The organism is Halopiger goleimassiliensis, assembly GCF_000455345.1.
Classification (GTDB): domain Archaea; phylum Halobacteriota; class Halobacteria; order Halobacteriales; family Natrialbaceae; genus Halopiger_A; species Halopiger_A goleimassiliensis.
Genome location: NZ_HG315690.1, coordinates 1,591,437 through 1,604,944 on the forward strand (window position 1 = coordinate 1,591,437; position 13,508 = coordinate 1,604,944).

At 63.8% G+C, this 13,508-nt stretch carries 10 protein-coding genes; 7 read left to right on the forward strand and 3 right to left on the reverse strand.

Annotated features, from left to right (window positions below):
- Positions 1 to 15: 15 nt before the first annotated feature.
- The 3 genes from TX79_RS07790 to TX79_RS19635 all read left to right on the forward strand — a co-directional run bounded on the left by TX79_RS07790 (position 16) and on the right by TX79_RS19635 (position 1,704).
- A complete protein-coding gene (locus TX79_RS07790) occupies positions 16 to 351 on the forward strand; it encodes a hypothetical protein (RefSeq protein WP_230198555.1) in 336 nt (111 codons plus the stop codon).
- 91 nt (positions 352 to 442) lie between these two features.
- Positions 443 to 1,450, forward strand: coding sequence for a TIGR04024 family LLM class F420-dependent oxidoreductase (locus tag TX79_RS07795; protein WP_049928325.1), 1,008 nt, complete (start codon positions 443 to 445; stop codon positions 1,448 to 1,450).
- Positions 1,451 to 1,545: 95 nt separating this feature from the next.
- Positions 1,546 to 1,704: a hypothetical protein gene (locus TX79_RS19635; protein WP_195892476.1), complete on the forward strand. Its 159-nt coding sequence runs from the start codon at positions 1,546 to 1,548 to the stop codon at positions 1,702 to 1,704.
- A 52-nt stretch (positions 1,705 to 1,756) separates the two neighbouring features.
- Here TX79_RS19635 and TX79_RS07800 read toward each other — a convergent pair whose 3' ends face one another.
- Complete coding sequence (locus TX79_RS07800) at positions 1,757 to 4,057, reverse strand: hybrid sensor histidine kinase/response regulator (protein WP_049926897.1); 2,301 nt, start codon at positions 4,055 to 4,057, stop codon at positions 1,757 to 1,759.
- Between the two features lie 432 nt (positions 4,058 to 4,489).
- On the opposite strand from TX79_RS07800, the gene TX79_RS07805 reads away from it, so the two are divergent.
- The 3 genes from TX79_RS07805 (at position 4,490) to TX79_RS07815 (ending at position 7,842) form a co-directional block, all read left to right on the forward strand.
- Positions 4,490 to 5,746, forward strand: a complete 1,257-nt coding sequence (locus TX79_RS07805; RefSeq protein ID WP_049926898.1) for an RNA-guided endonuclease TnpB family protein — start codon at positions 4,490 to 4,492, stop codon at positions 5,744 to 5,746.
- 215 nt (positions 5,747 to 5,961) lie between these two features.
- Positions 5,962 to 6,186, forward strand: a complete 225-nt coding sequence (locus TX79_RS07810) for a hypothetical protein (RefSeq protein WP_049926899.1) — start codon at positions 5,962 to 5,964, stop codon at positions 6,184 to 6,186.
- 87 nt (positions 6,187 to 6,273) lie between these two features.
- Positions 6,274 to 7,842, forward strand: a complete 1,569-nt coding sequence (locus TX79_RS07815) for a spermidine synthase (RefSeq protein WP_049926900.1) — start codon at positions 6,274 to 6,276, stop codon at positions 7,840 to 7,842.
- Positions 7,843 to 8,418: 576 nt separating this feature from the next.
- Here the strand turns inward: TX79_RS07815 and TX79_RS07820 are convergent.
- Both TX79_RS07820 and TX79_RS07825 read right to left on the reverse strand, forming a co-directional pair.
- Positions 8,419 to 9,483, reverse strand: coding sequence for a TrmB family transcriptional regulator (locus TX79_RS07820; protein ID WP_049926901.1), 1,065 nt, complete (start codon positions 9,481 to 9,483; stop codon positions 8,419 to 8,421).
- 243 nt (positions 9,484 to 9,726) lie between these two features.
- Positions 9,727 to 11,937 carry a glycoside hydrolase family 3 N-terminal domain-containing protein gene (locus TX79_RS07825; RefSeq protein ID WP_049926902.1) on the reverse strand — a complete coding sequence of 737 codons (2,211 nt, stop codon included), beginning with the start codon at positions 11,935 to 11,937 and terminating at the stop codon, positions 9,727 to 9,729.
- Between the two features lie 222 nt (positions 11,938 to 12,159).
- Here TX79_RS07825 and TX79_RS07830 point away from each other — a divergent pair, with 222 nt between their 5' ends.
- Complete coding sequence (locus TX79_RS07830) at positions 12,160 to 13,506, forward strand: ABC transporter substrate-binding protein (protein WP_081655509.1); 1,347 nt, start codon at positions 12,160 to 12,162, stop codon at positions 13,504 to 13,506.
- Positions 13,507 to 13,508 lie beyond the last annotated feature (2 nt).

The following is a 13,508-nucleotide window of genomic DNA, read 5'->3' on the forward strand; positions in this document are numbered from 1 at the left end:
CACGTACTCCCGCCTATGCCGCCGGAATCCGACTCGCCCCCGGCCCTCCGGGACGCCATCGACGAGGTAGCTCTCGAGCGCCGACTCGCCCGCCTTCACCACCATCTCGAGGCGACGGGCGAACTCCCGATCGACAGGGAGACGAACCGCTGGCTGGGCGAGGCCGAAACGATCGCAGCGGATCTGCACGCGAACGACCTCGACCGGGCGACCGTCGCGGAACGGGTCGCGAAGGTACAGGAATTGCTCGCCGAGGTCGAGGAGACGGGCCACGAGGAGGCCGACCGCCACCTCGCGGCCGCGAAACGGGAGTGCGTGGACCTCCTCGCGTCGGACCCGTCGCTCGAGTAGCCGGAACGGATACACTTTTTTGTGTATTGCTGTCACGATAGAAGACGATGGTACGCCACCGACACCGACCAGCGACGTGGAGGGGAGCAGCGTGAACGCCGAACTCGACCTCTTGATCCGGTTGAACGACTACGAGCGACCCCAGGACGTCGCCGAACGCGCCGTCGAAGCCGAGAAGCTGGGCTTCGATCGGCTGACCGTCGGCGAGACGACCGGCTGGAACATCGTCCCGCCGCTGACGCTCGCCGCCGACCGGACCGACGACCTGGGCATCTCGAACGACGTCGTCTCGCCGTACGGCCGGTCGCCGGCGCTGCTCGCCCAGACGGCGCTGACGATGCAGGCCGCCGCCGACGGCCGCTACCGCCTGGGACTCGGCCCGAGTTCGCCCGCGATCACCGAACGCTGGCACGGGCTCGAGTTCGACCGCCCGCTGCGCCGGACCCGCGAAACCATCGAGGTCGTCCGGGCGGTCTACGAGAACGGCAACCCGGCCTACGAGGGAGAGATCTACGACATTCCGGGGCTGGACTACGAACGCGGGACGCCCGAGAACCCGCCGCCGATCGACCTGGGGACGCTCGGCCCCAAAGCAACGGAGATGGCCGGCCGGTTCGGCGACGGCTGGGCACCGCAACTGTTCACCGCCGACGGGCTCCGGGACCGTCTCGAGGACCTCGAGCGAGGCGCGGACCTCGCGGGGAAGGACCTCTCCGACCTCCGGGTGGCACCGATCGTCCGCGGCATCGCGGGCGAGGACCGGGAGACGGTCCGGCGGAAAGCCCGCAGTACGATCGCGTTCATGCTCGGCGCGTACGGCCCCTACTACGGGAACTCGGTCGCCGAACAGGGGTATCCCGACGTCGTCGAGGAGGTTCGCGAGGCATGGAACGATCGGGACACGGACGCGATGGCTGCTGCGCTGCCGGACGAGCTGCTGGACGAACTGGCGTTCGCCGGGACCCCCGAGGAAGTCCGCGAGTGGATCGAGGAGTACGCCGCGATCGACGGCGTCGACGCCGTCCGAATCGGGTTCGTCAACGGAATGACCGAGGACGAGAAGCGCACGACGATGGAAGCCGTCACCGACCTCGTTTGAGGTGCGGTGGCCGTTGATCGTCCACGTCCCGTTCTCCCGGCCCGACCATCGTGTGTTGGACTAACAGTGAACCGACCAGAACGTGAGGGAGGTGTATGGCAATCGCAGATCGGCAGTCGAAAACGGTCGTCCGCTGTGGTAGCTGTGGGACGATGTTCGGCGCGGCGATCGAACCCGACGGCTCAGTCGTCCCGCTCGGCACGAGGGACGTCTGTCCCTGTGGAAACGACGGCAACTTCGACCGGCTTCGGTGAGGCGACGGAGCGGCCGTCGCTCCCCTGCCCGGCTACGGGTCCCGCGTGGGCGTTACTCCGACGAGCCTCCGTCGCGACTCGCACCGGGGCGTTCCGTGGGATCGTCGGCCGCCACAGCGTCGACGCCGACGACCTCGAATCGCGTTCCGCCAGTCGAGCCGTCCGTGACGTTGACCTCCCAATCGTGTGCCTGAGCGACCCGATCGACGATCCGTAACCCGAGACCGGTACCGTCCGCGGACGAGGAGTATCCCCGGTCGAAGACAGCTTCACGGTCGGACTCGGGAATTCCGGGGCCGTCGTCCTCGACGTAGAAGCCGTCGGGTACCGAGCCGACTGTCACTTGCACGGTCTCGCCTCCGTGTTCGACGGCGTTCCTGAACAGGTTCTCCAGCAACTGCTGCAGCCGGGACCTGTCGGCCTCGATGGTTCGATCGACCGTCACGGACAGCGTCGCGTCGACCGTCTCGACGTTCCGCCAGCAGGATTCACACACCGACGCGAGGTCGACCGACCTCGTCTCACGCACCTGTGCACCGTCGCGAGCCAACGTCAGGAGGTCCTCGACGAGCGTCTCCATCCGGGAGAGCGCTCGATCGAGTTCCTCGAGGTGGTCCGTCGCGTGGTTCTCGAGTGCAAGATCCAGTCGGCCACGGGCCACGTTGAGTGGGTTTCGCAGGTCGTGGCTGACGACGTGGACGAACTCCTCGAGGCGTTCGTTCTGGCGCTGTAGTTCGGCCTCCCGTTGCTTTTGCTCCGTGACGTCCGTCGCGGTGCCGACGAGCATCCGACCGTCATCGGTCTCCTGGACGAAGCCGACCGAAAGGATCCATCGAACGGAGCCGAGTTCGGGATGCGTTCGGAACTCGACGCGGAACTCGTCGGTCGTACCGCGGGAAACCTGCTCGTACGTCCGTTCGACTGCGTCCCGATCCTCCGGGTGAATCACCGTCTGCGAGAACTGTTCGGCGGAGATTCGCCTGTCACCGGCCCGAGGGCCGAAAAACCGCTTCGGGGACCCCATCAGGGTGCGTAACTCCCCGGACTCGAAGTCACCCGTCCAGATGATCGTCTTCGTGACCTCGAGGGCGAACTCGACGCGGTCGTGGAGCCGCTCGAGTGTCCGCTCGCGCTCGAGGACGTCGAGTGCGTTCTCCGTGTGACGCACGAGTAGCTTCGCGAGTTCGAGGTCGTACTGGTCGAACGCGTCGGGCTCGTCGTCGATCACCTGAAAGACGCCGTGTAAGCCGACCGGAACGCTGATCGCGGCCCGCATCCCTTCGCCTTGCGGGTCCGCCTCGTCGGCCTCGACGACGTCGGAGATGAGCTGGGGCTCGCCGGTTCGATACGTCTTGCCGGCGATTCCCTGATCGACCGACATCGTCGGCCGCTCGTCGAGGGGCAGGTCGTTGGACATCGCTTTTACGTGTAACAGCCCGTCGGATTCGATCGCGAGCGCCGCCTGATCGAACTCGAGGATGGTGTCGGCGGCCGTAATCGTCCGCCGATAGATCTCTTCGCGTGAATCACACTCGGTGAGGGCGGTCGCGACCTGGTGGAGGTCGGCGACCGCCTCGCGTCGCGTTCGACGTTCGGTGACGTCCTGAAACTGGGAGTAGATGGCGACGACTTCCTCGTCGTCGGTCACGATGCGATTGTGCCACTCGCAGATGCGCCGGTCGCCGTCCTTGGTGACGATCTCGTTGATGTTGTGATATCCTCCCTCGTCCTTCGAGAGTCGGTCGAACAGGGATGCGACCTCGTCCTGATGCGCGTCAGGGACGAACGTCTCCCACGACCGGCCCACGAGTTCGGCCTCCGAATAGCCGAGGATCGCTTCGGCGGCCGGGTTGACGCTCGTTACGGTGTAAGACTCGTCCCACTCGATGACTCCCAGCGGCGACTGCTCTACGAACAGCGAGAGTCGCTGCTGATTCCGGGCGAGGGCCCGGTGGGATCGATACTGGTCGACCGCGTTCGCGATCCGATTCGCGAGGACGGTAAACTGTGCGCTGTTGCGTCCCTTTCCGAGGTAATCCGTGACGTTCGCCGAGATCGCCTCGCTCGCGAGCTCCTCCGAGCCCGTTCCGGTAAACAGGACAAACGGGAGGTCGGGATACTCGGCTCGAACTGCCTCGAGGAGCTCGATGCCGTCCATCTCCGGCATCTCGTAGTCCGAGACGATACAGTCGACGGCCTCGTCGACTCGGTCCAGCGCCGCCGACGGGTCCGTCGTCGTGGTGACCTCGAATCGGTCGTCCTCCCGCTCGAGAGACTCCGCGGTCAGCCTCCCGTACTCGGGGTCGTCGTCGACGTGTAGGATCGAAATCCCCCGCTCGTTCCCGTCGGCCATTGGGTATCCGTTCCACGGGAACGGTTGTGATAGTTTCGGCTATCTAACGTAACTGGCTGTGCGTCGAACGACTCGAAGTGACTGAATTAGTGGTGAAACGGTCGAACTGCCAAGAAACGGTACCGCCAATAGCCACCAGAGATATTCCACTATGGTTATATTTATGTGTCCTATCTTTAAACAGCGAGAGAATCCCGCCGTTCACGGCGGGCGTGAATCGCGTCACTCGACTACGCAATCCACAGTCTACAGCAGTCCGAATACCGAACAGGAGTTACTAGTACCAAAATAACGTACAAAGAATTGTGCGAACTGAAATCGATATGGAGCGAGGGAACGACCTCCACGAACGGGTGAAAGAGTACGCCCGCGACAATGGCATTCGACATCCTCGTGCCTACGCTGAACTAATCGAAAAAGGATTAGACGCCAGTGACAACGATAACTAAGACACTTCAAGCGACGTTCGCGTCACCCACCGCGCACAAGCAGTCGAAACTCAACGACCTACTCGAAACGTACCGTGACGGTCTGCAAGAGGCGTTCGACGCCGGGGCGAGTACCATGTCGGCGGTGAGCGACATCGTGACGCCCTACGACCTACCGTATCAAGCGAAGGCAGCACTCTGCAACTACGTCCCGAAGCTCCACAAGACGTACAACGCCAAAGAGTTGGACGACGGACACCCGATACGACTCACGAATCAGGCTGCCAAGTTCGACCACTCCGACGAACGCGACTACGAGTTTACGTGGTGGGTTCCGCGTCCCGATCGGGGAACGAACTTCTGGATACCGCTCCGCATCAACCCCGAACAGGAAGACCTCTGGCACGACCTCGTATCGGAGGACGCGAAGGTGGGCGAGATACGCCTTCAGAAGCGTCGGAAGAACTGGGTACTGCACGTCACCGTCGAGTACCCAGTTGAAGAACCGACGACTGACGGTGACGCCACGCACATCGGCTTAGACATCGGAGAAAACGCCCTGATAACGGGCTGTGCCCTCAAGGACGGTTCTCCGACTGACCCGTTCGTGTGTAGCGGAAGTAGAGCGAAGCATCTCCGCAAAGAGATGCACACGACCCTGAAACGCCTCCAAGAGCGTGACGCATCCGAGTGGCGCATCGACGAACGATTTACCCACTACCAGAACGCGCTCACAGACATTGTGGAAAAGGCGTCTCGGCAGGCCGTCGAGTACGCCAAACAGTACGAGAATCCGGTATTGGTGATGGAGGATTTGACGTACATCCGTGAGCGTCTCGATTACGGGAAGTACATGAACCGTCGCCTTCACTCGTGGGCGTTCGCCCGACTTCAAGGGCGTATCGAGGACAAGGCGACGGAAGCAGGCATCCCGGTCGAGTACGTAAACCCGGCGTACACCTCGCAGACGTGCCACTCGTGCTACAGTATCGGTCGGCGGGACTCTCAAGCCGAGTTCCGGTGTCCGAACGATGACTGCCACGTTTCGACGTTTCAGGCCGACATCAACGCTTCCGCGAATATCGCACGACGGGTTGACCCGTGGGGAGAGAGCGTCCCGCTTGACAAGGCGGAACGCGATGACTCGCCTCGGGATGGGAGCGGTAGTGACACCGCCACGACTCACCGTGAGAAGAGCGTACCAGCGCAGATGACGCTCACGGCCTACGAAGAGTCGAAACCCTCTGCCAGCGACGATTAACTGGTATTCCCCATGCGTGGGAAGCCTCGCCGTTTACGGCGAGGAGGATGTCACACGAAACCGACTTCATACTATCAGAACGAGAGGGTCGCCGATCGATCGACTCGAGCCACGACCTCCCTCGAAGCAACAGACCAGTGTCGAACGGGGCCACGCTCGGGTACCGACCCCGGGCCACGAAAACGGCTAAGTGAGCGCCGGACGCTGTCACAGCCATGGCCGATACGGACGACGACCGCGAGGGGTTCCGGGACGGACTCGAGGCTTCGGAAGGGGACCGACGGGTCCTCGTCGTCCTCAACGCCGTGCTTTCGGGGGCCTTCGCGTGGCTGTTGGTCTGGGGAGCGGCCCTCGTCGATCTGGTCGCCTTCTCGCCGTCGACCGTCGCGGTCGTGGCCGTCGGCGTATTCCTGCTCACCTTCGTCGTGACGAGGCCGTAAGTCGCTCGAGTCTCTCCGGACCCGCCCCTCGCCCGTCACTGTTGGGAGGCGACAGGTACTCACCGCCGGCGCTCGTTCGTCCCGCTGATGGAGTGGTGGAGCCCCGCGTCGTACCGGCCGACCAAACCCGAACTAGCGGTGTTCGTCTCGGGAGTCACGAGTATGGGTATCGAGATTCTCGCGGTCAGAATCGTCGCGCCGCAGTTCGGCTCCCACATCTACACGGTCGGGGGTATTCTCACGGTGCTTCTGGCCGCGCTGAGCCTGGGCTACTGGCAGGGTGGCAAGCGCGCCGACACGGCGACGAACAGGGAGATGAGCTGGCTCATGCTGGCCACCGCGGTCTACATCGCGGTCGTCGTCTACGCGAGCGATCTGCTGGTCTCGTACACGTCGACGCTGGCGTTGCCGCCCGAGTACGCCTCGTTACCGGCTGTGATCGTGCTCTTCGGCCCGCCGACGTACCTGCTCGGATTTATCAGCCCGTACGCGGCCGAACTCTCCCGGAAAGTCGGCACCGGCGAAGCCTCGGGCCACGTCTACGCGCTCGGGACGATCGGCAGCATCGTCGGGTCGGGCGCGACGACGTTCGTCTTCATCCCCGCGATGACCGTCGACGGGATCGGCCTGCTGTTCGGCTTCGCGCTCGTGGCGACGGCGCTCGTCCTCCTCTCTCCGTCACTCCCCCGGCGGCCGGTCGTCGCCGCCGTCGTCGTCTCCGTCGCGCTCGTCGGTGCGGCCGGCGCGACGCCGATCGACGCCGATTACCGGGGTGACGTCGTCTACGAGACCCAGACGCCACACCAGCAACTCGAGATCGTCGACGACGGGACCGAACGGACCATGTACCTCGACGGCTCCCGGCACAGCGCGATCGACCTCGAGAACCCCGACCGCCACGTCTTCACCTACACGAAGTACTTCCACCTGCCGATGTTGCTGACCGACGACGTCGAGGACGTCGACCGGGTGCTGTTCGTCGGCGGCGGGGGGTACACGGGACCGCAGGACTTCCTCGAGCAGTACGACGTCGAGGTGGACGTCGTCGAGATCGATCCCGCGGTGACAGCGGCCGCCGAGGAGTACTTCGGGTTCGACGCCGACCACGAGGACGTCACGGTCTACGACGAGGACGCCCGTCAGTACCTCCAGCGGACTGACGAGACCTACGACGTAATCGTCCTGGACGCGTTCAAGCAGGATCAGGTGCCGTTTCACCTGACGACCCAGGAGTTCATGCAGGTCGCTTCGGATCGGCTGACCGACGACGGGGTTCTCCAGGCCAACGTGATTAGCGCACCCAGCGGCTCCGCCGCCGAGTTCTACCACGCTCAAGAACGGACGATGGCGTCCGTCTTCGCCGACACCCACAGTTTCCGTACCTCGGACTCACACTCGATCCAGAACATCCAGGTCGTCGCGACGAAGACGCCGACGTCGTTCTCCGAGGCCGAACTGCGCGAGCGAAACGATCCGCGGGACCTGGGGGTCGACCTCGAGGGGGCCATCGACAACCGACTGCCCGATCCCGACGCCGACGATGCGCCGATCCTCACCGACGACCGCGGCGAGGTCGACAGCCTACTCGACCCGATGTTCGGCCAGCGCTACGTCATCGAGGAGACCGACGGCGAATCGGTCGAAGCACCCGCCTGAGAAATCCACCGACAGTCGTTCGTGCGGTTCGGAGCCACTCGTTTACAGCGACGGGCGAAACCGGTCGGAAGGCTATGGGTACCATTTCTCGGAAACCGATCACGCGCAGTGCACGCTACGTAGTTCGTGGCGGTTCGTGGCGGCTCGACCTTTTCGCATGCACAATACATATGGAAACATTCTATAACTGAAAAGGGTGTGAATTATGATTGTTTTCGTCCAGATCGCGGAACTGTGGTTCTCTCACTTCCAAAACGGGCTATATCCACATCATGGCGGCAATATATGGGGATTCATCGAAGTGGCGGATTCGTAGTGAACGTCTCAGACGACGTCTTGGAACGACGGACGGGCCACAACTTGATGGCAGCAAGAACCTATTCACAGGGCAATATACGCTGTTTCTCGATCTCTTTTCTCAATTCTGGTCTCAACTTGGCTAAATAGTTCGGTAGATAACACATCAAATCTAAAAGTATCCTATATTCCATAGTGGTTTTGGAGAGCAGTAGGGGTGGTGTTGCCTCGAGCGAACCAAATTACAGCCATACGGCCGTAAATCATCGGCGGAAAAACTCAGACGGGGTCGGGGAGTTCGATCCCCTCGACGGTGATGATCTCGGCCTCGACGTCCTCGTAGACGGCACCCCAGCCGCCGATCGTGTACTCCCGGTCGCCAGCGTCGACGACCAGCGTCGCGTAGCCCGATAGTTCCGTCACCGTGGGGTCGCGGGACGGCGGCCGTCCCTCGGCGGCCGCGATATAGGTGAGTTCGCCGCGGACCTCCGTGTACTCGCCGGACTGGGGATCCTGTCCGAGAACGCGGACGTCGATCGTCGCGCCGTCGTGCCACAGGGAGACGACGTCGATGATGAACCCCTCGATACTGATGTAGGTCGGCGGCTGATCGGGGTCAGCGTAGCGTCGTTCGCAGGGTAGCCACATGAGCGTCAGGTAGAACCAGTGCAACACCAGCGTCAGGATGTCGTCGTTGATGACGATGCCGTACGGTTCCCCGTGATGGACCGCCGGTGCGAAGAACGCCCGTCTCCTGTCGACGACCGCGAGGAACGGTCCGGGAAGGTTGCGCCAGCGAACCTGCAGGACGCCGGTCGTGCTCGGATCGATGGAGCGGCCGTCCCCACAGAGGGTCAGCCACGTCATGACGCCCCGGTCGGTGGCCTCCCGGAGCGCCGGCTGGAGTTGCTCGAGTTGTTCGGGCGTCGCCGCGACCTCGACGGAGACCTCGGCGTCGGCGATCGCGTCTCGAGCGTTCTCGATGAGGCTCTCCCGGCGTTTGAGGACGTTGACCCGGTACTCCTGTGGGTCGGGCCGCTCCCAGCGGTCTTCGATCTCGTCCGCGGCGTCGGCGAGCATCTGGCTCTTCTCCCGTAGCTGACCGATAGCCTCCACGGGTTCCCTGGCCCGTGCGTGGAGTTTGTCCCGTTCGATCGTCTCGACGAACCCGCGGTCCTCCAGACTGCGAACCGTCTCGTAGATCTGCGGGGCCGGGACCGACGACCGTTCGGCGACCGTGACGACGGGTGCCGAGCCGACCTCCAGTAGCGTCAGGTAAGCGTCGATCTCGTACTCCGTAAGCCCGCTTTCCCCGAGAGCGCGGCGCAACGTGTTCGTATCCATACACAACCGATGACACCGCGTCCTCAAAATTGTTCCCCTCGGGCGGATCTCCCCGTACCGGCCGACAAACAACTCTGCCGACACGTCCACGAAAAGTAATGAGTGATAGAAATCGCCCGAAAGCAACGGGTCGAATGAAAATTCGCGTCTAGTAATAGCGGTACAAAACAACTCAGTGAGAGGAGTGGTGGAGTCGAGACAGCATTCGTTCGCATCGCTTCCGAACGACGATTGAAAAGGGGGTCAGTAGGTCGAGTCGACCTCGAGCGTCGCCGACTGCTCACCGCAGAAAAGGCGGAAGGTTCCCGGTTCGACCGTTCGGCGTCCGTCCTCGTCGACGACGCCCAGCGCCCGGTTGGGAACCGTCAGGTCCACGGTCGTCGTCTCGCCGGCCTCGAGGGACACCTTGTCGAAGGCGACGTGTTCGCGGACGGGTCGGACGCGGGAGGCGACCTCGTCGCGCAGGAACAGATCGAGCGCTCGAGCGCCGGCGCGGTCGCCGACGTTCGCGACGGTCACGGACGCGGTGACGTCCTCGCCGGGACCGATCACGTCGTCGGCGACGGCGACGTCGCGGATCTCGAACTCGGTGTAGCTCAGCCCGTGGCCGAACGGGAAGAGCGGATCGTAGGAGTCGGGATGCTCGTCGTCGCCGATCGGCGTCGGGTGAGCCAACTGATCGAAGTGCGAGGGGAGATGAGCGGTCGATCGAGGGACGGTGATCGGCAGTCGACCCGAGGGGTTGTGGACCCCGAACAGGGTCTCGGCGATGGCCGTTCCGCCCTCGCTGCCCGGGTAGTAGGACATGAGAACGGCCGGAATCTTCTCGGCGGCCCACTCGATCGCCAGGGGTCGCCCTGTGATCAACACGAGAACGGTCGGCGTCCCCGTCTCGTGAAGTCGCTCGAGGAGGGTCCGCTGGGCGTCGGGCAGTTCGAGTTCCGTCCGCGTAGGGAACGCGCCCGTCTCGCCCGCGATCTCCTGGGGTCCGAACTCGTGGTAGTACCAGTTCTCGCCGAGCGCCACCACCGCGGCGTCCGCGTCGGTGGCGGCATCGACGGCGGCGTCGACGTCGTCCGGTTTAGCGATCCCGGCACCGCGCTCGTACCGAACCGTGGTATGATCGGAAACGACGGACTGGACGCCCTCGAGGAGGGTGGTGCCGGCGTCCGGTTCGGGCTCCTGGACGCTCCAGCCGCCGAGCTGGTTGCGGAGCGAGTCGGCGTTTGGCCCGGCGACGAGTATTTCGTCGAGGCCGGGATCGAGCGGCAGAACGCCGTCGTTTTTCAGCAGGGTCTGTGACTCGCGGGCCGCCTTGCGGGCTGTACGCCGGTGCTCCTCGGTGCCGACGATCTCCGGGGCCGAGACGGGATCCACGTAGGGGTCTTCGAAGAGTCCGAGGTCGATCTTGAGCCGGAGGATGCGCCGGACGGCGTCGTCGATCCGCGCTTCGGAGAGCTCGCCGCTCTCGACGAGGTCCCGGAGATGCTCGGCGTACTCCGCGCGCCCGATCGAGATGGAGTCGAGGCCCGCCTCCACCGAGCGACGTGCGGAGTCGCGCTGGTCACGGGTCACGCCGTGGTCTTCGTGGAGGTGGTCGACGCCACCCCAGTCGGAGACGACCGGGCCGTCGAAACAGAGCCGTTCGCGTAACAGCTCGGTCAGTAGTCGTTTCGAGCCGTGAGCGGGATCGCCGTTGACAGCGTTGTAACAGGGCATCACGATCGACGCACCCGCATCGATCGCCGCCTCGAACGGCGGCAGGAAGTCCCGGTACAGCGTCGCCTGCGAGCACTCGACGGCACCGGTGTCCTCCCCGCCGGTGGGATCGCCGTAGGCCGGGAAGTGTTTGATCGTCGCGGCGACGCGGTCGCCATCACTCGATTCGAGGCCGCGAATCGTCTCGGAAGCGAACTCCCGACAGAGGAGCGTACTCTCGCCGAACGTCTCGAACGTCCGGCCCCACCGCGGATCGCGGACGACGTCGCCCGTCGGGCCGTAGTTGACGGTCGCACCCGTCGCGCGCATCTCCGTCGCCGTCACGGTACCCGCAGTGCGTGCGAGGGCAGGGTTGCGGGTCGCCGCGATACCCAGTCCGTGGGGAAAGACGGCGGCGTGGTCGACGTACGCGTGACCGTGGACGGCGTCGACAGGGAGCAACAGCGGAATACCGTGATCGGTCTCTTCGATCGCGGTTCGTTGCATCTCGTTGGCCACTTCGGCGACGCGTTCCGGATCGTGGAACCAGGAGACGCCGATACCGAAGGCTGCAACCGTCCCGAGGTTGGCCTCCTTGACCAACGTCTTGGCGTCTGCTACCGTAACGTCCTCGCCCATCGACCCGATCCACGTGCCGACCAGCTGGCCGACCTTCTCCTCGAGCGTCAGATCCTCCAGAATCGATTCTGGGTCGCGGACGACAGTCTCCGTCCCATCGACTCCTTGGCGAGCCATACAGAATACATCACAACCCGGAAAATAAATACTGCGGTCACGGAATCGGTTCCCTCACGCGCGAACGCGGACAAATAGGTTACTTCGTGGACGGGACGGAATTCGGTCGCTCGTCGCCTCCGGTCTGCGGGCGCTGTGCGTGACCCACGACTGGTCTGGGTTGGTGAATGATCTATCCTGAAACAGGAAGTTTTATCATGTAGCCCCTACTCGGGACCGTGTATGTCACGTGGGTGTGACTCCACCGTATCGCGACGACAACTCGTGAGTGCACTGGGCGCAGGGACGACGGCTGCGATGCTGGCCGGCTGTGTGGGAATCGGCGAGGAGGGAGAGGAAGGATCCGTCGGTGTTCCGGAGGACGCCGACCTCGCCGACAGCCTGCTCATCTGGAGCCTCGGGACCCAGCCCGAAGGCCTCGAGGTAGTCAAAGAACGGTACCTGGAGGAGACGGGCGACGACGTCGAGTTCGACATTCAGGAACTCGGGTACGACGAACTCCACGACTCCCAGCAGGCGTCGATCGCCAGCGGCAGCGGGGGTCCCGACATCGGCGCCTACGAGGGGCGCTGGACGAACCAGCTCGTCGGTACCGGGGGCCTCGTCAACCTCGAGAACCAGATCGACCAGGAGACCGAAGACGCGATGGTCGACTGGACGTGGGACATGGTCTCTGACGACACCGGCGACGGTCGGTACGGACTACCGATCGACATCGCGCCGGTCGTGACCTTCTACAACCGCGAGATCTACGACGAGATCGGGATCACGCCGGAGGACATCGAGACCTACGACGACTTCATCGAGTACGCCGACGAACTGCCCGAAGACGCCAACTGGATGGGTATCGGCAGCGGCGTCCTCGAGTGGCGCTGGGAGATGTTGCTTCGCCAGCAGGGCGGCGAAGCCTACGACGAGGAAGGGAACCTGATGATCAACACGGAAGAGACGCGCCGCGCAGCCGAGATCATCAAGGAACTGTACGATACCGGCACCGCGACCGACACCGAGGAGTTCACCGAACCCTGGGTGACCGGTCTCCAGGAGAACCGGATCGCGACGGTCACCAGCGGCGCGTGGATGGCCGGCTCACTGATCGACACGGTGCCGGACATGGAGGGCCAGTGGGGGATTCACCGACCCCCTGCAGTCACCGAGGGCGGCAACCGTGCGACGAACCACGGCGGTTCCAACCTCATCATCCCCGCCCACAAGGACGAGGAGACGATCGCTCGAGCCTGGGACTTCATGGAGTTCGCGCTGACCAACGAGGAGCAGATGATGACGATCGCCCGCGAGGCCGGCATCTTCCCGCCGCTCGAGGCGACTTACGACGACGAGTGGTGGGAGCAGGAACAGGAGTTCTTCGGCGGCGATACCTACGAGGAGATCGTCGACCTCGCGACGGAGATTCCGACGATGCGCATGATCTCGGACCACCGCGAGGTCTACGAGCGGATGGGCGATTTCATCGCCGACTACGTCAACGACGGGTACGACTCCGCCGAAGAAATGGCCGCAGACGCCGAGGAAACGCTCGCAAACGACCTCGGCCGGGACGTCGCGTGAGA

Bases quoted from the DNA above. Each gene is read 5' to 3' on its own strand.
- TX79_RS07790 (WP_230198555.1), top strand. From the start codon at position 16: ATGCCGCCGGAATCCGACTCGCCCCCGGCCCTCCGGGACGCCATCGAC.
- TX79_RS19635 (WP_195892476.1), top strand. From the start codon at position 1,546: ATGGCAATCGCAGATCGGCAGTCGAAAACGGTCGTCCGCTGTGGTAGC.
- TX79_RS07800 (WP_049926897.1), bottom strand. From the start codon at position 4,057: ATGGCCGACGGGAACGAGCGGGGGATTTCGATCCTACACGTCGACGAC.
- TX79_RS07810 (WP_049926899.1), top strand. From the start codon at position 5,962: ATGGCCGATACGGACGACGACCGCGAGGGGTTCCGGGACGGACTCGAG.
- TX79_RS07815 (WP_049926900.1), top strand. From the start codon at position 6,274: ATGGAGTGGTGGAGCCCCGCGTCGTACCGGCCGACCAAACCCGAACTA.
- TX79_RS07820 (WP_049926901.1), bottom strand. From the start codon at position 9,483: ATGGATACGAACACGTTGCGCCGCGCTCTCGGGGAAAGCGGGCTTACG.
- TX79_RS07825 (WP_049926902.1), bottom strand. From the start codon at position 11,937: ATGGCTCGCCAAGGAGTCGATGGGACGGAGACTGTCGTCCGCGACCCA.
- TX79_RS07830 (WP_081655509.1), top strand. From the start codon at position 12,160: ATGTCACGTGGGTGTGACTCCACCGTATCGCGACGACAACTCGTGAGT.